20 protein-coding genes are annotated in these 20,838 nt (G+C 29.2%); 12 read left to right on the forward strand and 8 right to left on the reverse strand.

The features are described 5' to 3' along the window. Positions 1-6: 6 nt before the first annotated feature. The 4 genes from ACZ41D_RS04220 to ACZ41D_RS04235 form a co-directional block, all read right to left on the reverse strand. Entirely contained in the window at positions 7-894 is an 888-nt protein-coding gene (locus tag ACZ41D_RS04220) for an ABC transporter permease (RefSeq protein WP_464152681.1), read from the reverse strand. Between the two features lie 19 nt (positions 895-913). Further along, positions 914-1,879: an ABC transporter permease gene (locus tag ACZ41D_RS04225; RefSeq protein ID WP_464152682.1), complete on the reverse strand. Its 966-nt coding sequence runs from the start codon at positions 1,877-1,879 to the stop codon at positions 914-916. 77 nt (positions 1,880-1,956) lie between these two features. Next, a complete protein-coding gene (locus tag ACZ41D_RS04230; RefSeq protein ID WP_464152683.1) occupies positions 1,957-3,618 on the reverse strand; it encodes an ABC transporter substrate-binding protein in 1,662 nt (553 codons plus the stop codon). Between the two features lie 254 nt (positions 3,619-3,872). Then, the gene (locus ACZ41D_RS04235) at positions 3,873-4,727 is read right to left on the reverse strand and encodes a MurR/RpiR family transcriptional regulator (RefSeq protein ID WP_464152684.1); all 855 of its coding nucleotides are present in this window, start codon (positions 4,725-4,727) and stop codon (positions 3,873-3,875) included. A 270-nt stretch (positions 4,728-4,997) separates the two neighbouring features. On the opposite strand from ACZ41D_RS04235, the gene ACZ41D_RS04240 reads away from it, so the two are divergent. The 8 genes from ACZ41D_RS04240 (at position 4,998) to ACZ41D_RS04275 (ending at position 15,323) form a co-directional block, all read left to right on the forward strand. Next, positions 4,998-6,005, forward strand: coding sequence for an asparaginase (locus tag ACZ41D_RS04240; protein WP_464152685.1), 1,008 nt, complete (start codon positions 4,998-5,000; stop codon positions 6,003-6,005). Between the two features lie 225 nt (positions 6,006-6,230). Further along, positions 6,231-6,980: a hypothetical protein gene (locus ACZ41D_RS04245; RefSeq protein ID WP_464152686.1), complete on the forward strand. Its 750-nt coding sequence runs from the start codon at positions 6,231-6,233 to the stop codon at positions 6,978-6,980. Between the two features lie 279 nt (positions 6,981-7,259). After that, positions 7,260-8,045, forward strand: coding sequence for a glutamate racemase (gene murI, locus ACZ41D_RS04250; protein ID WP_464152687.1), 786 nt, complete (start codon positions 7,260-7,262; stop codon positions 8,043-8,045). A gap of 159 nt (positions 8,046-8,204) precedes the next feature. Beyond that, the gene (putP, locus tag ACZ41D_RS04255) at positions 8,205-9,707 is read left to right on the forward strand and encodes a sodium/proline symporter PutP (protein WP_464152688.1); all 1,503 of its coding nucleotides are present in this window, start codon (positions 8,205-8,207) and stop codon (positions 9,705-9,707) included. Positions 9,708-9,890: 183 nt separating this feature from the next. Next, on the forward strand, positions 9,891-10,739 hold the full coding sequence (locus ACZ41D_RS04260) for a YitT family protein (protein WP_464152689.1): 849 nt from the start codon (positions 9,891-9,893) through the stop codon (positions 10,737-10,739). 149 nt (positions 10,740-10,888) lie between these two features. Beyond that, positions 10,889-12,229, forward strand: coding sequence for a YeeE/YedE family protein (locus tag ACZ41D_RS04265; protein WP_464152690.1), 1,341 nt, complete (start codon positions 10,889-10,891; stop codon positions 12,227-12,229). A 44-nt stretch (positions 12,230-12,273) separates the two neighbouring features. Then, entirely contained in the window at positions 12,274-13,971 is a 1,698-nt protein-coding gene (locus ACZ41D_RS04270) for an FAD-dependent oxidoreductase (RefSeq protein ID WP_464152691.1), read from the forward strand. 11 nt (positions 13,972-13,982) lie between these two features. Further along, entirely contained in the window at positions 13,983-15,323 is a 1,341-nt protein-coding gene (locus ACZ41D_RS04275; protein ID WP_464152692.1) for an APC family permease, read from the forward strand. Between the two features lie 163 nt (positions 15,324-15,486). On the opposite strand, the gene ACZ41D_RS04280 is transcribed toward ACZ41D_RS04275, so the two are convergent. Further along, a complete protein-coding gene (locus ACZ41D_RS04280; protein WP_464152693.1) occupies positions 15,487-16,020 on the reverse strand; it encodes a YeeE/YedE thiosulfate transporter family protein in 534 nt (177 codons plus the stop codon). Between the two features lie 2 nt (positions 16,021-16,022). Next, on the reverse strand, positions 16,023-16,691 hold the full coding sequence (locus ACZ41D_RS04285) for a YeeE/YedE thiosulfate transporter family protein (RefSeq protein WP_464152694.1): 669 nt from the start codon (positions 16,689-16,691) through the stop codon (positions 16,023-16,025). 187 nt (positions 16,692-16,878) lie between these two features. Between ACZ41D_RS04285 and ACZ41D_RS04290 the strand changes: the two genes are divergently transcribed. After that, positions 16,879-17,775 carry a LysR family transcriptional regulator gene (locus ACZ41D_RS04290; protein ID WP_464152695.1) on the forward strand — a complete coding sequence of 299 codons (897 nt, stop codon included), beginning with the start codon at positions 16,879-16,881 and terminating at the stop codon, positions 17,773-17,775. On the opposite strand, the gene ACZ41D_RS04295 is transcribed toward ACZ41D_RS04290, so the two are convergent. After that, positions 17,772-17,984, reverse strand: coding sequence for a sulfurtransferase TusA family protein (locus tag ACZ41D_RS04295; RefSeq protein ID WP_464152696.1), 213 nt, complete (start codon positions 17,982-17,984; stop codon positions 17,772-17,774). The two genes, ACZ41D_RS04290 and ACZ41D_RS04295, sit on opposite strands and share 4 nt — an antisense overlap. Before the next feature lie 360 nt (positions 17,985-18,344). Between ACZ41D_RS04295 and ACZ41D_RS04300 the strand changes: the two genes are divergently transcribed. The 3 genes from ACZ41D_RS04300 to ACZ41D_RS04310 all read left to right on the forward strand — a co-directional run bounded on the left by ACZ41D_RS04300 (position 18,345) and on the right by ACZ41D_RS04310 (position 20,394). Further along, on the forward strand, positions 18,345-18,629 hold the full coding sequence (locus tag ACZ41D_RS04300) for a stage V sporulation protein S (protein WP_464152697.1): 285 nt from the start codon (positions 18,345-18,347) through the stop codon (positions 18,627-18,629). 175 nt (positions 18,630-18,804) lie between these two features. Beyond that, complete coding sequence (locus ACZ41D_RS04305) at positions 18,805-19,020, forward strand: Spo0E family sporulation regulatory protein-aspartic acid phosphatase (protein ID WP_464152698.1); 216 nt, start codon at positions 18,805-18,807, stop codon at positions 19,018-19,020. 171 nt (positions 19,021-19,191) lie between these two features. Beyond that, positions 19,192-20,394 (forward strand): transposase, encoded by a 1,203-nt coding sequence (locus ACZ41D_RS04310; RefSeq protein WP_464152699.1) that lies wholly within the window; start codon positions 19,192-19,194, stop codon positions 20,392-20,394. Positions 20,395-20,565: 171 nt separating this feature from the next. On the opposite strand, the gene ACZ41D_RS04315 is transcribed toward ACZ41D_RS04310, so the two are convergent. Then, positions 20,566-20,829, reverse strand: coding sequence for a hypothetical protein (locus ACZ41D_RS04315; protein WP_464152700.1), 264 nt, complete (start codon positions 20,827-20,829; stop codon positions 20,566-20,568). Positions 20,830-20,838 lie beyond the last annotated feature (9 nt).

Here is a 20,838-nt window from a genome sequence, read left to right on the forward strand (position 1 = left end):
CTCTCTTTACTTTAATTTAGGGTTTAACTCATCCCTTAAAAAATCTCCTAGTAGATTTATGCCAAAAACGATAATCATAATATATAATCCTGGGAAAATTGATACCCACCATAGACCACTGTATAATACATCAAAACCATTATTACATAGCATGCCTAAAGAAGGCCTAGTTACAGGGACTCCTAATCCCAAAAAACTGAGAGTTGCTTCAGTAAGTATAAAAGAGCCTACTTGAATTGTAGATAATACAATAATAGATGTAAAAACATTTGGAAGAACATGTTTAAATATGATTCTGAAACTAGGAAGTCCTATAACTTTAGTTGCTTCAATGTATTCTTGCTTTTTTACAGATAGTGTTTCACCTCTAACAGTCCTAGCATATCTTACCCAACCTACCAACGATAAAGCGATTAATATATTAGCAATACCTCTACCAAATATAGACATTAAAAATAAAGCAATCAACATAGTAGGGAAAGAAAGCTGAATATCTGCTATACGCATTATTATTGCATCTATTTTTCCTCCAAAATATCCAGATATAAGTCCAAGTGTTATGCCTATTGCACTAGCTAATAATGTTCCAACAACACCTATAATTAATGAAACTCTACTGCCGTAAACTATTGCACTAAGCATATCTCTTCCTTGTTGATCAGTACCTAATAAAAATTTTGTTTCGCCACCATCAATCCATGCAGGAGGTTTGTAAGCATTGCTTAGCTCAATATTGGACATTTCATAAGGATTTTGAACCGTAAATAATGGCCCTAGTATTGCAACAAGAATTACAGTAATAACGATGATTGACCCTATAATTGCTGTAGCTGATTTTTTATAGTTATGAAAAAATTCTGAACCTAAAAAAAGTTGCCATCTGCTTACTTTCATATTATCACCTACCTTTTGATTATTTTAAATCTATTCTTGGATCAATAATTGTATAAAGTATATCAACAATAAAATTGATAAACACAAACATAACAGCGACAAATAGTATATATGCAGCTACAATAGGTCTATCTGCACTAGTTATAGCATCAATTAATAGTTTACCCATTCCAGGCCAAGCGAATATTGTTTCAGTTATAGTTGTAAAAGCTATAAGTGAACCAAGTTGAAGTCCAAATATTGTAACGACTGGTATTAATGTATTTTTTAGGGCATGACCAAATAGCACCTTTCTTCTAGGGACTCCTTTTGCTCGTGCAAATTTTACATAATCTTGTCTTATATTTTCTTGCATTCCAGCACGAGTTAAACGGATTATTGTTGCGATACTACCTAATGCAAGAGTTATAGCAGGTAAAATGATATGTCTCCATCCGTCTACAGTAGCAAGACTAGTTCTTATACCAAATAAAGAACCAACTTCGCCCCTACCTGATACTGGTAATATTCCTAAAGATAGACTAAAAACAAATATCATTAACATCCCTATCCAAAAAGAAGGCAAAGATATTCCTGCTATGGATAATGTCATAACTGTTTTGCTAAATAATTTTTTAGGGTATGCTCCAGAAAATACTCCTAATGGAATACCGATTAATGCAGATAATATCATAGCAACAATAACAATTTCTAAAGTAGCTGGAAACCTTTCTATTATTAATCCCAATGCAGGCTGATGATATATGTATGATTTACCAAAATCACCCTTAAGTGCATTTTTAACAAATACTCCATATTGCACAGGAAGTGGTTTATCTAAACCTAAATATTCTATAGCTGCTTGAATTTCTTCTTCTGTAGCATTTTCTTTTACCATTAAATATACAGGATTTCCCATAACATTTGTAAACATAAACACTAGTAAAGATACTACGAATAATACCAAAATAAGCTGGAATATTCTTGTTACTAAATATCGAAGCATATTATCACCTCCAAAAGTTATATGAAAACATAAAGGAAAGGGAAATATTTCCCTTCCTTTATGCATTATTTCTACAATTATTTATTAAACTTCATATCCCAAGCATGTATATAATTATCTTTTCGTGGATGATAAGTTATGTCTTTACTATGAGCATATATATCTTGTTGGAAGTGAAGCGGAATATAAGCTATGTCATCAGCAGTAATTTTCCATACCTTTTGCATAATTTCATCTCTTTCTTTTGGATCAGCAGTTGATATTGCTTGATCAATTAGTTTATCTACTTCTGGGTTTTGATAATAGCCCCTATTTACTCCACCATAACCATCTTTTATATAACCATCTTGTGACATACTGTAAACAAGGTCAAGTCCCATAAGAGCACTTTCTCCACCACTATCAGCCCAACCAGTCATACATAAATGAGTATTGTCACCTTCTCTATTAGTAGCACTTATATAGCTAAAGAATACAGTCCTTGACATTAGATTTAAGTTAACTTTAATTCCTACTTTTTCCAAATACCCAGCAACTGCAGTTGCAATTTCAGCATCATTTATATATCTATCATTAGGTGCATCCAAAGTGACTTCAAATCTATATCCATCATCTTGCCTTGGATATCCTGCTTCATCTAAAAGCTTTTCTGCTAAGTCTGGATCATAACTTAATCTTTCTATATTAGGATTGTACCCATTAAATCCTTCTGGGATATAAGTAGCTGCAGGAGTTGCATATCCATTCATTATTTTTTCTATGATTTCTTCTTCATTTATTGCACGATACATTGCTTCTCTTACCTTTATGTTTTTAAATGGATTAGATCCATCAGGAGATTTTAAAGGCATTTCTGCATCTTTACTTGGAGTGTCTGTCCAACCAGCAAGGTTAAGATATATTACTCTTAAACTTGGTTGTGTTACGATCTCAATATTATCTTTTGCTTGAAGTATTTCTATATCACGTACAGGAACATCTGCTATGAAGTCAACAGAGCCAGATACCATGTTTGCAGTACGTGTTCCTTCATTTGTTATAGGCTTAAATGTTACTTTTGTTATTTGTGGTAATTCACCCCAGAAATTATCATTTCTTTCAAATACTATTCTGTCACCTCTAACATGTTCAACAAATTTGTACCTTCCAGTACCATTTGGATGTAGTGCAATCCATTCATCAGTTTGTCCTTCACAAGTTTCTTTGTCTAGAATCATCAAATCTTTTAAGTGTGCTAGAAGCAAAGCGTTTGGTTCTTTACATACAATTTTAACAGTATTATCATCTACTTTTTCATAACTTTCTATTGTAGAAGAAACATATTTAAATGCTGACATTTCTTCTTTTGATCTATCAATTGAGTAAATTACATCATCTGCTGTAAAATCATTTCCATTATGGAACTTTACGCCTTTTCTTAAGTGAAAAATCCAAGTTTTTGCATCATCTGACACATCCCAGCTTTCTGCAAGAGCAGGTTCTGGTTGTAAATTTGCATTAGGTGCTACAAGTGGATCAAATAAGTGGTTATTTATTGCATTAGTAATTGTTTCATTTAATGCATATGGGTCTAAGGAATAAGCATCTCCAGCTAGTCCTATAATTACTTCTTTTGGAGTATTAGTAGTGTCTTCACCCGATGAGCTATTATTATTTGTGTCAGTGTTACCACCACAACCTGTTAATAAAGAAATCAGTAATGACATGATTAAAAATAATGCAGTTGCTTTTTTGTACATTTAAATTCCCCCTTATAATTTAATTATTTATGTAGCTTTGATACGATAATATGATAATTTAATAAAGTATTATAAAATTTTTAGAAAAAATTATATAATAAAGAATTTATGACTTGTAAAATTTTGATTCTGTAGTAATTATGTAATTTATTTAATTAATATTCAATTGATATTCAATTAGTAATAAATGAAAAATTGTGATAATTCTGACTAATAAAATTGTCACATACAAAAAATAGAGCGAATTATTTTTATTAATTATTTATGTTTTTTATCAATAATAAACGTATTTGTTCAAGATTGTCTAAATGTTGCATTAGCTTATCTTTCATATTAAAACTAAGCATAACAAGTAGTATTTCTATTAAAGAAATAGTAGAGGAAATAAAGTTGTGAAATACAAGAGAGTCGGTACAGCATTTTAAAACATACTTAGAGTTTTCTGCTAATGGAGATTTATCACTATCTGTAATAGTAATAAAAGGATAATTTTTTTTAGCTAAGTATTTAGCAATTCCAATGACATTATGAGAGTATTGAGGAAAAGATATTAAGATAAAACAATCTTTTACTGAAGAATTTGCTATTTCTGTACTTGATGAAATTATATCTCCAGCTTCTATTATCCTACTATCAATATTAATCAATTTTAGTCTATTATTAAGATATTCAGCTACTACTTTTGACATTCCTTGACCACATATATATATTTTTCTGGCATTGCTAATTACTTGACATACTTTTTTTAAAATATCAATATCATTATTTTGTATGACTCTATTATAATTAAATTTTTGTATTCGGATGGTATTATTATAAGCATCATATAAGTTATCAATTTCTTGGAGTGAAGATTTTATTTCTGTTGGAATGTAGAGTTGTTTTTTTACTAGTTCTTGAAAAAGTTTTTTCAATTCTGTGAAGGAACTAATGCCAATACTTTTACAAAAATTTAATATAGTTACTTCTGATACGTTAATTTCTTCGCTTATTTCTTTTAAACTCATAAATCCTATTTTTCCACTATTTTTTATGAGATACTCAGCAATAATTTTTTGCTTATTACTTAGTTGATTCATATTATCAAATATATTATCTATGATAGTCAAAGGTATCACTCCTTTTTAGTATAATACTATAATTTGAAATTGAAGTCAATAGATTTTTTTGAAATTTTAAAGTAAACACTTTATTTTTTGAATTTTGCATATATTTAGTTGTTTAGAAGTTTTTGATTAATTATATATGCTATTTTTGTTAATATTATAGTAGCTACTATAATATTAACAAAAAATCATATTAATAATTTTATAATTTAAAGTAAATAATAAAATATTGTGATATAATCAAATTACATCTAATATAAAGGGGGACTATATATGGCAATAGTAGCAAAAACTTATAGAGGCAATATCATTGACCTCACACATATAGGACATATTGCAGTGGTTGACTATACTGGAAAGATACTATATAAATATGGCAATCCTGAAAGAGTAACTTTTGCTCGATCATCTGCTAAACCTATACAAGCTATACCAGTTTTAGAAAGTGGAGCAGTAGAAGAATATGGAATAACAGATAAGGAGATAGCTATTTTTTGTGCATCTCATAATGGAGAAAGTTTTCATGTTGACGCAGTACGAAGTATTTTAAAAAAAGCTGGATTAAATGAAGATTATCTTCAATGTGGATCTCATTATCCTTTGGCTTCTTATGTTACGGAAGAAATGAAGAGTAAAGGAATAACACCAGAGAACATACATTGTAATTGTTCCGGCAAACATTCTGGAATGCTTATAACTTGTAAATATTATGGGGAAGATTTATATACTTATTATAAACCAGAGCACCCTGTACAAAAAAGGATAATGAAAACGATTTCCGAAGTGTGTGAATATGATGAAGACAAGATATTAACAGCTGTAGATGGATGTGGTGTTCCAGTACATGCTATGCCCTTATATAAATTTGCACAAGGATTTGCAAGATTGTCAAAACCTGATGTATTTAGTGCTGATAGGGAAAAAGTCATAAGGAGAATTACTAGTGCAATGACAAAATATCCTGAAATGGTAGCAGGAACAGATAGAATTTGTACTGATTTAATGAAAGTTTGTGGTGATAGGCTATTTGCTAAAGGAGGTGCAGCTGCTTATTATGCAGTTGGACTAAAGGATAAAGGTATTGGAATAACATTTAAAATCGAAGATGGAAATTCTAAGATTGTGCCAGCAGTAGTATTGGAAACATTAAGGCAACTAGATGTTATAAAAGACGAAGAACTTAAGAAGCTTGAAAAATATTATGTTTTAAAGATTAAAAATCATAAAAAAGAAATAGTTGGTGAGACAAAAGTAGAATTTAAATTAGTAAAAAACATATGATTACAGAAATAGAGTGAAATTTCACTCTATTTTTTATGGATTTTTAATTCGTTCATATAGGAAGTTACTGTTTTGGTATTAATTTAAGAACATTAATTATGAAAAGATAATAAAATTATCTGAGGAAAATAAGTAAATAAGCTATGTTTTAGGGGTTATTTATTAATTTATAGGATAGCAAAGGATGAAGAAAATAAGAATAATATTTCAGAAAGGATGTTTTGTATGAAAAAAAGCTACAAAAAAATTTTCTCATTATTTTTAGCTTTACTCACAATTATTTTAATTTCAATTAATGTTTTTTCTGAAGGTGTAAGCTATAATTTTCCACAAATTAGGTTTCGCAAATTGCATGAAGAAAAAAATCAAGCTGATGCTGAAGTTGAAAAAAATAATGAAGAAGTAGCTAAAATGATCAAAGAAAAAATTGGAGTTGATGTAAAAGTTAAGGAAGGTATTTTATCCTATGAACCTGAAAGAGCTTTATATGATAGAAATAATAAAGTATCTAAAGTAATTAGGGAAGCTAATGGAATTGATGTAGAAGCTACGGAGGGTGTTTTATACATAGACCCTGAAGAAGCAAAATCTAATAAGAATTATAAATTACCTAATATATCACCTATTATTATACCAGATACATTACTTTCAAATTATCCTTATAATAAGAGCAACCAAAATGGAATAAGAAACTTTTTATATTCAGAATATTTATTTAAACTTAATACCCAATTTAATTCTAATGCTAAAATTTTTCATTATGCAGATTTTTATAGCCAAGATGACAGTTATATGTTTACTATAAGTGGAAACAATGTAGATGATATATATTGTACATCATTAAATATATATGGGGATTATGTTAATGATTATTTAGATAATAATATTAATTCTTATTATGTCATTATGTATTGTGATGATAGTGATTCTATTTTGCAAAATGTCAATTATACTGTAGATTGTTTACTAGAGTAAAATGAGGAAATTGCATATTTTCTACGCAAATGTAAATATGCTTAAAGATCTTGCTGATTATTATGATATTATTAAAAAATAAAGAAAAACCTTATCATGAAAAATGATAAGGTTTTTCTTTATTTGAGTATGTTATGCTAAAGGATAAAAACTTGTATATACAACGACTTAATAAGCAATTTGTAATAACTTACTAAATAATATTTTTATAAAATAGCATAATAGGCTATAATTAAAATATATATTTCTAATGTATAATTATTTATTGGAGGAATGAGTATGAAAATAGGTTTTTTTGATTCTGGTATTGGGGGTATTACCGTATTATATGAAGCTTTGAAATTGTTGCCTAAAGAGGATTACATATATTATGCAGATGTATTACATGTTCCATATGGAGTTAAACCTAAAAATGAAGTAAGAAAATATGTTTTTGACGCTATAGAATTTATAGTAAAACAAGGAGTTAAGGCTTTAGTAATTGCATGTAATACTGCTACAAGCATAGCTATAGAAGATTTAAGACTTAAATATAATATTCCTATTATAGGAATGGAACCAGCAGTAAAACCAGCAGTTGAAAAGAATAAAGACAATAATAAAAGAGTTTTAGTTACTGCTACACCACTAACTTTGAAAGAAGAGAAATTAAGAAATCTTATTGCTAAATTAGATAATGAGCATATTGTTGATTTATTACCCTTACCAGGGTTAGTAGAGTTTTCTGAGAGACTTGAATTTGATGAAAATGTTGTTTTACCTTATTTGAAAAAACAGTTATATAGTTATGACTTAGAAAAGTACGAAACTGTTGTACTAGGTTGTACACATTTTTCTTTTTACAAGGACATGTTTAGAAAATTGTTTCTACCTAGTGTTAATATAATTGATGGAAACATTGGTACCGTTAAACATCTTAAAAGAACTATAGAGAAAGAGAATTTATTAAATAATGGAAGTGGTAAAATTACTTTTTATAGTACTGGAACTGAAGTTAAAGACAGTATGGAATTAGAAAAATTTGATATTTTATTTAAAAGGCTAAAAGATATTGATAGATGTTGAATTATAGCATAATTTAATGTATGAGCGACTTTGTTGTTGTATACATATAATTACTAGTAAATGGAGGTTGAATAAATAAAGATATTATAGTATAATTATAAATAATTTTACTGATTGTGTAATATTCGGAATATTAAAACTGTGGAAGGAGAGACATTTATGGCAACAAACATATCAGTAATTATTATATTTATATTATATTTAACTTCCATGCTAGGTATCGGATTCTTTTTTTATAATAAAGAGGAAACAAATAAGAATTTATCAGGTTATATATTAGGTGGAAGAGAATTAAATTCATGGGTTGCTGCAATGAGTGCAGGAGCGTCAGATATGAGTGGATGGTTGTTGATGGGGTTGCCAGGTGCTGCATACGTATCAGGTTATTCAGCTGGATGGATCGGGATAGGGCTTGCTGTTGGAACGTATTTTAATTGGAAATTAATCGCCAAAAGACTTAGGATTTATACTGAAATTGCAGGGGATAGCGTAACATTGCCAGATTATTTTGAAAACCGGTTTAGAGATGATAGTAATATTCTTAGGGTACTATCTGCAATTTTTATTTTGTTATTTTTCTTTGTATATACTTCTTCTGGATTTGTAGCAGGTGCTAAGTTGTTTAATACAGTTTTTGGATTGTCTTATACTTTGGCTTTAATAGTAGGGGTCGTAGTTATTCTTGGTTATACATTGTTAGGTGGATTTTTAGCGGTTAGCTGGACTGATTTTTTTCAAGGGACTTTAATGTTTATTGCTTTAGTAGGAGTTCCTATTGGAGTGTTTTCGGCGTTAGGTGGAATAGGAGATACAATGTATTCTATAAAGAGTCTAAATCCAAATTTAATCAATTTATTTAAAAATCCTGACGGAAGTTTGTTAGGGTTTTGGTCTACAGTATCATTGCTTGCTTGGGGACTTGGATATTGTGGTCAGCCACATATTTTGGCACGATTTATGGCAATAAAGAGTGCTAAAGCTGTTAAAAAGGCAACATGGATTAGTATGGGATGGGTTGTTATTAGTTTATTTTGTTCTGTATTAATTGGTACTATAGGAATAGTATTCTTGAAAGACGCTCCACTAGAAGGTTCTGCTGTTGAAGAAGTATTTATGGTGTTGATTCAGGCAGTATTTCATCCATTAGTATCCGGAGTCTTTTTAGCTGCCATATTAGCAGCTGTAATGAGTACTGCTGATTCTCAATTGTTAGTAACATCTTCTTCATTTACAAAGGATTTCTATCAAGTATTTTTAAAAAAGAACGCTACAGATAAAGAACTAGTTAATGTTAGTCGTATGTCTGTAGCAATTGTAACAGTAGTAGCTTTTATAATTGCTTTAAATCCAGAAAATAAAATATTGGATTTAGTTTCATATGCATGGGGTGGACTTGGAGCTTCATTTGGACCAGTAGTACTAATATCATTGTATTGGAAAAATATGACTAAAAATGGAGCTATAGCAGGAATGATAACTGGTGCATTAACTGTGATAATTTGGCATGAGTTAAGTGGAGGATTGTTTGAGGTATATGAATTGCTGCCAGGGTTCGTATTTGGATGTTTGTCAATATTTGTAGTAAGTAAGTTAGATAAAAAACCATCAAAAGAAATTCAAAATGAATTTAATGAAGTTATAGCTTTATTAGATGAGGAATAGAGAAGAAGGAAAGCTGTCACAATTTGTGGTAGTTTTTCTTTTTTTCTACTCATTGACTTTTAGTACAAAATAAGATAAAATCAGCTTGGTGATTGTAATGCCCTTTTCTTTAAGGGGTATTTTTATTTGTTACCTTCTAGCATAAAAGTGCAATAATAACTATATTTTGAAGAGGTGAACAAAATGATAAGAACTATCAAAGATTATACTATTATTAGTATTGGAGTAATTATTGTAGCATTAGGATTATCTCTTTTTTTAATACCAGCTGATTTAGCCGTTGGTGGAGTAACTGGATTAGCAATGGTTATTAATAATATTTTTCCTAAAATAGACATAGGTCCTATAATGTTTGTAACTAATATAATATTGTTTATTGCTGCTTTTATATTGGTAGGTAGTAAATTTGGTGCAAAAACAATATATGCTAGCTTTGCTCTAACTGGAGTTATATGGTTAATAGATGCAATTTTACCCATAAAAGAACCTTTAGTAGATGATATGTTTTTAAATCTTTTTTTTGGGATATTAATCCAAGGCATTGGAATGGGAGTCCTTTTTTATCAAAACGCTTCTACTGGGGGTACTGACATAGTTGCTAAAATATTAAATAAATTTTTTCACATTGATATAGGTAAGGCACTATTGCTTTCTGATTTTGCTATTACATTTTTAGCTGGATTAACTTTTGGATTAGAATTGGGTTTATATGCGTTATTAGGAGTTATAATGAATAGTTATGTTATAGACAATGTTATTGAAGGATTAGATTTGAAAATTAATGTTTCTATAATTAGTTCATATCCTGATGATATAAAGAAATATATTAATATGAATCTTGAGCGAGGAGCAACTATATACAAAGCAGAAGGGTCATATACTAATAAAGACAAGATGGTTATAAATACTGTACTAAATAAAAAAGAGTTTATAAGGCTTAAACAATTTATCAAGCAAAAAGATAAGGATGCTTTTGTCATAGCCTCAAATACTAAGGAAGTGTTGGGAAATGGTTTTGGAATGCCAGTATAAATATTAAAATCAAGGGAATAAATCCCTTGTTTTTTTTATGCTATTAAAATGTTTAATGCAGTATAAGAAAGTGTAATTATCGATCAAAGATTGTTTGTTATATAATAAACACAAACAAAATATTAAATAAGAAAGTGGGGGTAAATTTAATGTTAAAGAAGGCTAGTTTAAATAATAGTGAAGTTACATTAGGGTCCTTAGAAACAAAAATAGAGACTGATTTAAACAAAGTTGAAAATTTAATTGGTTTCATTGGAATTTTATTAGTATTATTTTTAGGAAAATCTCTATTAAAAACAGATATGTTGTTTTTTAGACTTCTTATAGGTACAGGTTTAGGCTATACTTTGACAAGAGCTTATACAGGATTTGCAGGTAGTATAAATCGTGCTTATAATACTGGTTCAACAAAGCTAATGAGGACATTGATGTTTATGTTTTTCATATCAGCATTGTTAACAACAGCTTTTCTTTATAAAAATGATCCTACAAATTATAACCTTTGGATAAATCCTATTAATTTTGGATTGTTATTAGGTGGGTTTTTATTCGGTTTTGGAATGTCATTTTCATCATGTTGTGCAAGTGGAGTTCTTACCGATTTAGTAACAGGATTACCTAGAGCATTTGTTACATTGATATTTTTCGGTATAGGTGTATTTCTTGGTTTTCCTCTACAGGGAACGGCAAGTTGGATTAGAAGTTCATGGTTTTCTACGCCAACGGGAGAATCTTTTTCTGGAGGAGTATTTTTACCAGATTTATTTAAATGGGATGGATTTGATGGATATTTAGGAGCCATTATACTAATTGGAATACTTTGCAGTATAGTTGTTTCCATATCATATAGCTATGAAAAGAGACGTAAAGAAAATAATACCTATATTGGTCATCCTATGGAGAAAAAACAGGATTTAACGGAATCATTTGATACCAAGGATTTTAAGTTATTTAGCTCCAAAACATATTACCATATATTTACTAAACCATGGACATTGAAACAAGGAGCAGTAGTTCTTTCAATAATATTTGCATTATTAATGGGTGTAACCAAAGCAGGATGGGGGGCATCCACGCCTTATGGTATCTGGTTTGGTAAAGTATTAACTTTATTTGGAGTGTCAGCTGAATCAGTTGCTTCTTTTACTAAGAAATCAGCAGATCTTTTTACATTACCATTTTTCCAACATGCTGTTTCAGTTCAAAACTTTGGCATTGTAGTAGGAACAGCTATATATCTTTTAACAGCTGGTAAATTTAGAGAAACTTTCATGTCAGAAATGCATCTAACTTCAAGAGAAGGGCTATTATATGCTTTAGGTGGTATAACTATGGGCATAGGGACAAGGTTTGCAAACGGTTGTAATGTAGGAGCATTATATACTCCAATAGCTAATCTTTCTCTTTCAGGATGGATATTCTTATTATTTATGACTTTAGGAGGAATTGTTGGTAATAAATGTGCAAAAAAATGGTTTAAAGCTCAATAAAAGCTCAATAAATACGATATATCAAAATTAAAGGAGGCAATATTATGTCAAAAAGAATTTTAGTCGTTGGTGGAGTAGCAGGAGGAGCTTCTGTTGCTGCAAGAGCAAGAAGGTTAGATGAATCTGCAGAAATTATAGTATTTGAAAAGGGTCCTCATGTATCATTTTCTAATTGTTCGTTACCATTTCATTTAAGTGGGATAGTGGAAGATAAAGATTCACTAGTGCTGATGACCCCAGAAATATTTAAGTCTCAGTATAATATTGAAATAAGGGTAAATAATGAGGTAACTAAAATTAACAGAGATAAAAAGACAATATTAGTTAAGGACTTAAATACAGGAAGAGAATATGAAGAATCATATGATAAATTAGTTCTTTCACCTGGTGCTAATCCAATTAGGCCAAATAGCATTGAAGGTGTAAACAATAAAAATGTATTTACTATAAGAAATGTAGTAGACATCGATAAATTAAATAGATATATAAAAGAAAATAATATAAAAGATGTGGCTGTAATTGGTGGAGGATTTATAGGACTTGAGGTAGCAGAAAATTTACGTTTAGCTGGTATTAATCTTACTTTAGTTGAAGCATTAAATCAAGTTATGGCACCTTTCGATTATGATATGGTTCAAATTCTTCACAAGGAGATAATAGATCAAGGAGTAAATCTAATACTTAGTGATGGTGTTAAGAAAATAGGAGAAGATTTTGTTGAGTTACAGTCAGGCAGGAAAGTAAAAGCTGAAGCTGTAGTTATGGCTATAGGTGTAAGACCAGAAACTAAGTTAGCAAAAGAAGCTGGACTTGAAATAGGAGAAACAGGAGGAATAAAAGTAGATCACAATTATAGAACTAGTGATAAAGATATTTATGCTGTAGGGGATGCTATTGAGGTATACAACAAATTAACTCATAAGCCATCTCGGCTTGCACTTGCTGGACCTGCTCAAAGACAAGCAAGAGCAGCAGCTGACCATATGTATGGTATGACTGTAAGAAACAATGGAGTAATAGGTTCTTCAGTAATTAAAGTGTTTGGCATGAATGCAGCTAGTACAGGACTAAATGAAAAGCAGGCAAAGCTAGCTGGAATTAATTATGATTTTGTATATGTGATACCAGGAGATAAGGTAGGACTTATGCCTAACAGTAATCCAATGCATTTTAAGCTATTGTTTGAAGTTCCAACAGGCAAGATATTAGGAGCACAAGCAATAGGCAAAGGTGCAGTTGATAAAAGAATAGATGTTATTGCAACAATGATTATGATGAATGGAACCTTAGAAGATTTAAAGGAATTAGAATTATGTTATTCACCAATGTTTAGTACAGCAAAAGATGTAGTAAATCATGCAGCTTTAGTAGCATTAAACATATTAAATGGTGTATTTAGGCAAGTGCCAGTAACAAAAGTGAGAGAATTAGTAGAAAATAATGCTTGTATAATAGATGTAAGAGAGAAAGATGAATATGAAAATGGACATATAATTAATGCTGTAAATATACCTTTAAGTCAGTTGAGAGATAGAGTAAATGAGATTCCTAAAGATAAGCCTGTATATTTACATTGCCGTTCAAGTCAAAGAAGTTATAATGCAATAAGAGCACTACAGCATATGGGATTTGATAATCTATATAATATTTCTGGTTCTTTCTTAGGAATCTGTTATTATGAATATTTCAATGATCAGGTTACTGGAAGGGATAAAATAGTTACTAAATATAATTTCAAATAAGATGTGATATTATGGAAAAAAAATTAAATAGAATAGATATATTGAGTTTAGCACTTGGTTCAATTATAGGGTGGGGTTCTTTTACCCTGCCCGGAACTAAGTTTCTTCATGAGTCTGGAGTCATAAATACAGCTATAGGTTTGATACTAGGAGGCATAGCTGTTGTATTTATTCAAAAGGGATATCACGTTATGATGCAAAATCATTGTGAAGAAGGTGGAGAATTCTCTTACGCCTTTGAAAATATGGGCAGTTTAAATGGATTTATTGTAGGATGGAGTTTAATATTGTGTTATTTAAGTTTAGTTCCTCTAAATGCAACAGCTTTTGTATTGGTTATAAAGAGGCTATTTGGATCTTGTATAGCAAAAATTTATTTGTATGATGTAGCTGGTTATCCAGTATATTTATCTGAAATATTAATTGCTAGTTTTATTATAATATTAATGGCTTTTATCAATATAAAAGGAATAAAAACAAGTGCTCGTACACAGAATATAATGGTTTTGTTTTTAGTTGTTAATGTAATATTAATATTAATAACTATGATTATAAAGGTAGATAATAAAATTTTTATTCAAAATTATGTTCAAGGGTATAAATTGAACTTTAAACAGATTTCAAAAGTATTTGCAATATCACCATTTTTATTTGTAGGATTTGATGTTATTCCTCAAGTTAGTGTGGAGCTTAATTTTAAGCCGGGAAAAGCTACAACTATGGCAATTATATCTATATTTACTGGGATATTTATTTATAATGCTTTAAATATTATAACTTCATTAGTATATGCTCCAGAAGAAGCGTTAAAACAGGAGTGGGCTCTTGGTACAGCAGTTTTAACTAATGTAGGGATACTTGGATTTTTGCTTTTAGTTATCGCTTTAACATCAGCTGTTATTGGTGGAATTAACGGTTTTATGTTAGGAAGTTGTAAGCTTATTGGAGCACTTTCAACATATAAATTGTTTCCACAAAAATATAAAGAGAAGAACAAAGTAGGAGTATATGAAAATGGAATAAAATTTGTTACACTGGTAAGTTTAATAGCCCCATTTTTCGGTAGAGAAGTAATTATCTATATAGTTGATATGGCTTCTTTATTGGCGGCTGTAGCATATTTATATGTATGTTATATAAGCTATAAGATTGGTAAAAATAAAAGAGAAAGGTATTTTTCGATGATAGGGGTTATTGTTAGCATGATATTCATAGGGTTACTTATAATTCCTACATCTCCAGCAAGATTAAGTGTCCCCTCAATAATATTTATGTTCATATGGATAATAACAGGAGCCTTTTACTATAGAAAATGCAAAATTAAGTTGAATACAGTTAAGGATATTTTATAGTCAGGGAGATATATAATGTGAAAAAAGGATTTTTTAGTACAAGTGTATTAAGGGCAGGTATATTATCCTGCCTTTTTTGATTGAGGAAATTGCATAATTACTACAGAGTCAAATTTCTGCAAGTTATAAATTTTTTAAATTATTTTATTATACAATTTCCAAATCATACTAAAAATTTTAATATTATTTTACTTCCTATGACTGCACCTATGAAGATAAATAACCCAAAAATCCAACCCGATAATGATAAACTTGATATACTACTGAAAAAACCTCCTATATTGCACCCTAAAGCTATTCTAGAACCATATCCCATTAATAAACCACCTATAGCTGCCAATATAAATTGATTTTTTGATTTTATCTTTCTAATTCTAAACTGCGATGCCAATAATGACGAAAGCAGTGCACCTATTATAATACCAAAATTTCTTATAGATTTTGGATCATTAAAAAAACCTGATTCTAATATCTGATGTCTATGCTGTGTTTTAAAATAGTACCAATCAGATACATCTAAACCAAAAGGTTTAAGCAACCATGCAGCCCAATACGGCATAGCAGAAGAAACCATCCAAGGGTTATTTGTTACAGCTAAAGATACAATCTGAAATAATGCTAGTAAAACTGCTCCTGTAATATAAGTCCAAGAATTCCTAAACCATTTATTATAATATTTATTGTCATTTAAATTCAATGTTATACCTCCTCTTCATCATCAAAACTTTCGTTTTTCTTTTTTTCCAACATATCTAAGAAAACATATAATAAAGCTATTACAAGTAGTTGAATTATTAAAGCGCCTAACCAGCCAAATATATCTGGTAAAAACACTTTAGAACCTTTTGAAATAAATTTTTCATCCCACCATTTGAAGTCATGAGCTCCCCACAGAGAACCTATTATAAAGAATATTAAAGCTACCATTTGAGTTTGAAAACCTTCTCCAGTTCTCATTAGTACTCCTGAAGCACATCCACCTGCTAAAACCATTCCAATTCCAAATAGAACTCCACCAACTACAATTGCAAGGCTTATGTTTATTATTAAATCTTGGCCAGGGATTGTTCGCCCATTTATATAGGCACCATATTTGATAGCAGTAAATCCAGTAGTAGTTAATGCAATAGATATTAATAATGCTTTAGTGAGATGAGTACTTCCAATGAGATAAGGGTCTCTTAATGCAGCAACAAAACAAAATTTAGATCTTTGTAATATGAACCCAAAGGCAATTCCAGTTATCCAGAAAAAAGCGAGAATATCTGACATATTATGTAAAAATACGCTAAATATTATAGATAATACTAATACTATAATTCCGAAAGGTATTTGATTTTTTGTTTTTTTAGTTTTATTTAAATACATTAAATGCACCTCACAATTTATATAAAATATTATAAAAATAAAGCTAATTAGCTTATTTTCCTTTGTTCCGGGTATGTATATTTATATAATCTGTTGTAATGTACTGTAATTCTACTAAATATATTATATAATATATTTAGTAGCTAAAACAATTTTTAATATTCATAATATAAGGAGCTGAATATAGATGAACATCGAATATCTGGATTATTTTTATAAAGTTGCCGTTGCAGGTAGTATTTCTAAAGTAGCCCAAAGTGCCCATATATCTCAATCAGCGTTAAGCCAACAGATTTCAAAGGTGGAAGAAATTTTGGGATGCAAGCTACTAGAAAGAAGCAATAAAGGTGTTGAATTGACTGATAAAGGATTTATTGTCTTAAAATATGTTGATAATATTATTAGAACGTATAATGCAATGCTTGAGAATCTTAAATGCTCCGATGAAAATACTAGGAATATAAAAATTGAAGCATGTTGGTCAATAGCTACCTATTCTTTGCCTTGTGTTATGTATAAGATTAAAAATAAATTTGATAATTATAATTATGAGTTAAATCCAAATGAATCTGATGAAATTGAGCAAAATGTTATGAATAATATTTGTGACATAGGAGTCATATATAATAAACCTAAAAATTCGAGTTTATCATATTATAAAATAGGTATGGACAAAATAGTGTTAGTTTCATCTCAAGATTATAAAATACAGGATGAAATAGATTTTATAGAACTAGTAAAGCATCCATTTATACTATTAAATGATAAAGTCTATGTTACAAATGTTATTAAGGATAAATTAAATAGTACAGGCCTTAAAATTGAAGATTTAAATATACTATATAATAGTGATTCTGTTGAATCTGTAAAATCTTCAGTTTTAAATGGTTTTGGTATAGGTTTTTTGCCTTATACATCTATAAAAAAGGAGTTATATTATAAGCAGTTAAAGGAAATAGTGATCAGGGATTATTCTATAGAATACAATATGTATTTAATATATAAAAGAAATATTAGAGAAGATGAAACTTTGTATAATTTCGTTGAATATTTGAAAAAAATAGCTAAAAGGAGTTTGTGTTAATTTTTTGTGATAAATATTTCCCAAACTCCGTTTAAAACTTCTTCGTGTGATATTTTATATTTTTTAAAATTTTGTACTAAAGAGTCTAATACGCAACTGTGATCAGTTATTACCTTTATTGTTTCCCCTGAAGGAGTTTTTTTTAATGCTTTTCTTGTTTTTATAATTGGAATTGGGCACATATCTCCCATGCAATCTACTGTTTTCATAAATACTTCACCTCTATGTGTCATTTTATATTTATTATAATATGACTTTAATATATATACAAATATATCTTATTATTTATTTTATGATATAATAGCACATGGGTCATTATATAAGTAGCTAATATAATTATTATAGGCTTAAATTTTATGATTGAATTTAATAAAAAATTTAATTATATATTTTTTAATTATAGAATCAGTTTAGTTATAATATTTAAAATTGATGCCCAACACTTCCTTGCATTTGACTGGTATAACTATGAAAAAAAGTGTCTTGCCTAAATGGGTAAGTCACTTTTTTAGTTATCAATTCCTTAAATTACCTTTAATAATTGAAATTTATATAGGAGAAACTTTATCATGAGTATACAAGTTTTAAAAGTTGCAGGGAATAGTAATGTTAAAGCTGTTTCAGATAAAATATGCCAGTATGCTATAAATGATGGTGTACTTCATATAGACTGTATAGGTGTAAAAGCAACTTACACGGCTGTTAGGGCGTTAATTTTTGCAACAGATTTTTTAGTGAAAGAAGGGTATAAAATTAATTTACGACCTTATTATATAGAAACAGAGATACAAAATGGTAGTGAATTCATCAAAAAAACAGCAATTCGTTGGACTATAATTGCTAGAGAAAAATAAAATAATGGTTGTTATTGTAGAAAAATAAAATTTATGGTAATATAATTATATACGGATGGGAGGACATTCTTCCCTATACTGCTAGGCTTAATGCCTAGAAATATATGTATAGGGTAGATATGTCCTTTTTTTGATACCATTATTTTGAAAAAATTTGAAGAAAGGGGAGTATAAGTTGCATTATAGTAAAAATATACAGATAGAAAAGGATAATATTAATCAAGAACTATCTGAAATTAGTAAATCGATAGAGGCAATGAGAGAAAAACTTAATAAAATGATTGATAAAGGTTTAAAATTAGATAAGGAAACTATTGAAACTAGCCAACAATTAGACAAGCTTATACAAGATTATTATTTTAAAAGAATTAAAATAAAAGATAATAATTAATTGAGATAATTGCATAATTAATTTAGTGAGGAAATTGCATAATTTTAAATTGTTGATTTTTCTAAATTTCACTGAACGCAAAAAGGAGTTTCACCCCTAAATGTCGAATATATTAAGTAAGCAAACTCTATACCCGAAGGGAGTGAAACTTCTTAAATGTATATTCGACAAATGAGCTTGATTTCCTTTGAGGAAATTATGGAATTTCAACAAGAAACTAAATTAGAGATGATTTTATCTCAGATTGACATTTCTAATTTAGCTTGCAAACTAAGAAAATCTCATAATTCTAAAGGCCCGAAGGGCTATGATCCTGAAACTTTAATTTATGCTTTGATTGCTATGCAAGTAGAAAAAATTCAGACTATAAAAGATTTAGTTCTTAATCTTAAGCAAAATCCTGTTCTAAGATATTGTTGTGGTTTTGGTGTCCTTGGCAAAGTACCATCTGAATCTACTTTTAGCAGATTTTTAGATAAATTAACTCAAACTGATGAACTTGAACAATTGTTTCATACCTTAGTTGTTAAAGCAAAAGAACTTAATATAATTGATGGAGAACATGTCTCTATTGATTCAACAAAATTAAGTTCTTATGAAACTGCTAAGCCTAAAAAATATATCGTAGATAATGACTACAACCCTAACTGGGGGATTAAAAAGGATACTAATGGTAACACTGTAAAGTGGTTTGGTTGGAAACTTCATATATTATGTGATTCTAAAAGCGAACTGCCATTAGATATTTTAGTAACCCCAGCAAATACTTATGATGGCACTGTAGCTATACCTTTAATAAAGCAATTTTTTAATAATTATAAAGATATTTTTAAGCCTAAATATTATGCTATGGATTCTGGGTATGACTTTGAGTATGTTTATAAAGATATAATAAACGAATTTAATGGTATTCCAATAATAGCTTACAATCCTAGACGAAGCTATGCCCCACCTGCTGGATTAGATGAAGATTTTAATCCTATCTGCTCCGCAGGATATAAATTAGTATATTGGGGCAAAGATGGAAAATATCTTAAATTCCGTTGCCCTCACGCTTTAGGTAAGTGTAATTGTCCTTATGGAATGAATTGGTGTTCTTCTTCTACCTACGGATATACTTTTAAAGTCAATTATAAAGAAAACCCAAGGCATTATGGATATCCTTTAAGGCCTTCTACTAGTTGGAAAAAGTTATATGATAAAAGGACATCAGTTGAAAGATGTAATAGTAGACTTAAAGAATATCTAAATTTAGATAACATAAGGTCTAAAGGTATTAAAAAAGCCAAGGTTCACTCATTATTAAATTGCATAGCACTTATAGCTGGAACAATATCATTAAATTCAAGTAAAGTTGTTAATAAAGCTGCCTAACGGCATAAAATTACCTTTATTTAGGAGGTTCTTTGCATTATTCTAAAATAAATATCAAATTTAAAATCTCATTTTCAATGAGCTATCGCTCTATGCTCTTTTTTTCTACTGTGAAAAAGATGAATTATGCAATTTCCTCTAGTGACAAAATTTTATTATTATTTTTATATATTATATTTTAAATAAAAACCATTTACAGGTATCAATTTCATATTTTAATTCAAAACACCTCAAAGTATTATTAATAATACTTTGACAAGTGAAAACCAACATTCTATTGCCTGCTAATTTTTCTGTATCTTTTTTTATAACTTTTTGAATTTTAATAACCGTACTAATTCCATCTTCATTGGTTAAACGCAGCTTGAGTGGGTGGGGAGTACCTTTTTTGTCAAACCAACAAAGTAGATCTATATTTTTATTTATGACTTTCATATGTATATA

The organism is Brassicibacter thermophilus, assembly GCF_055378355.1.

Coding starts and splice junctions, on each gene's coding strand:
- ACZ41D_RS04220 (WP_464152681.1), bottom strand. CDS start 894: ATGAAAGTAAGCAGATGGCAACTTTTTTTAGGTTCAGAATTTTTTCAT.
- ACZ41D_RS04225 (WP_464152682.1), bottom strand. CDS start 1,879: ATGCTTCGATATTTAGTAACAAGAATATTCCAGCTTATTTTGGTATTA.
- ACZ41D_RS04230 (WP_464152683.1), bottom strand. CDS start 3,618: ATGTACAAAAAAGCAACTGCATTATTTTTAATCATGTCATTACTGATT.
- ACZ41D_RS04240 (WP_464152685.1), top strand. CDS start 4,998: ATGGCAATAGTAGCAAAAACTTATAGAGGCAATATCATTGACCTCACA.
- ACZ41D_RS04245 (WP_464152686.1), top strand. CDS start 6,231: ATGAAAAAAAGCTACAAAAAAATTTTCTCATTATTTTTAGCTTTACTC.
- murI (WP_464152687.1), top strand. CDS start 7,260: ATGAAAATAGGTTTTTTTGATTCTGGTATTGGGGGTATTACCGTATTA.
- putP (WP_464152688.1), top strand. CDS start 8,205: ATGGCAACAAACATATCAGTAATTATTATATTTATATTATATTTAACT.
- ACZ41D_RS04260 (WP_464152689.1), top strand. CDS start 9,891: ATGATAAGAACTATCAAAGATTATACTATTATTAGTATTGGAGTAATT.
- ACZ41D_RS04265 (WP_464152690.1), top strand. CDS start 10,889: ATGTTAAAGAAGGCTAGTTTAAATAATAGTGAAGTTACATTAGGGTCC.
- ACZ41D_RS04270 (WP_464152691.1), top strand. CDS start 12,274: ATGTCAAAAAGAATTTTAGTCGTTGGTGGAGTAGCAGGAGGAGCTTCT.
- ACZ41D_RS04275 (WP_464152692.1), top strand. CDS start 13,983: ATGGAAAAAAAATTAAATAGAATAGATATATTGAGTTTAGCACTTGGT.
- ACZ41D_RS04285 (WP_464152694.1), bottom strand. CDS start 16,691: ATGTATTTAAATAAAACTAAAAAAACAAAAAATCAAATACCTTTCGGA.
- ACZ41D_RS04290 (WP_464152695.1), top strand. CDS start 16,879: ATGAACATCGAATATCTGGATTATTTTTATAAAGTTGCCGTTGCAGGT.
- ACZ41D_RS04295 (WP_464152696.1), bottom strand. CDS start 17,984: ATGAAAACAGTAGATTGCATGGGAGATATGTGCCCAATTCCAATTATA.
- ACZ41D_RS04300 (WP_464152697.1), top strand. CDS start 18,345: ATGAGTATACAAGTTTTAAAAGTTGCAGGGAATAGTAATGTTAAAGCT.
- ACZ41D_RS04310 (WP_464152699.1), top strand. CDS start 19,192: ATGAGCTTGATTTCCTTTGAGGAAATTATGGAATTTCAACAAGAAACT.
- ACZ41D_RS04315 (WP_464152700.1), bottom strand. CDS start 20,829: ATGAAAGTCATAAATAAAAATATAGATCTACTTTGTTGGTTTGACAAA.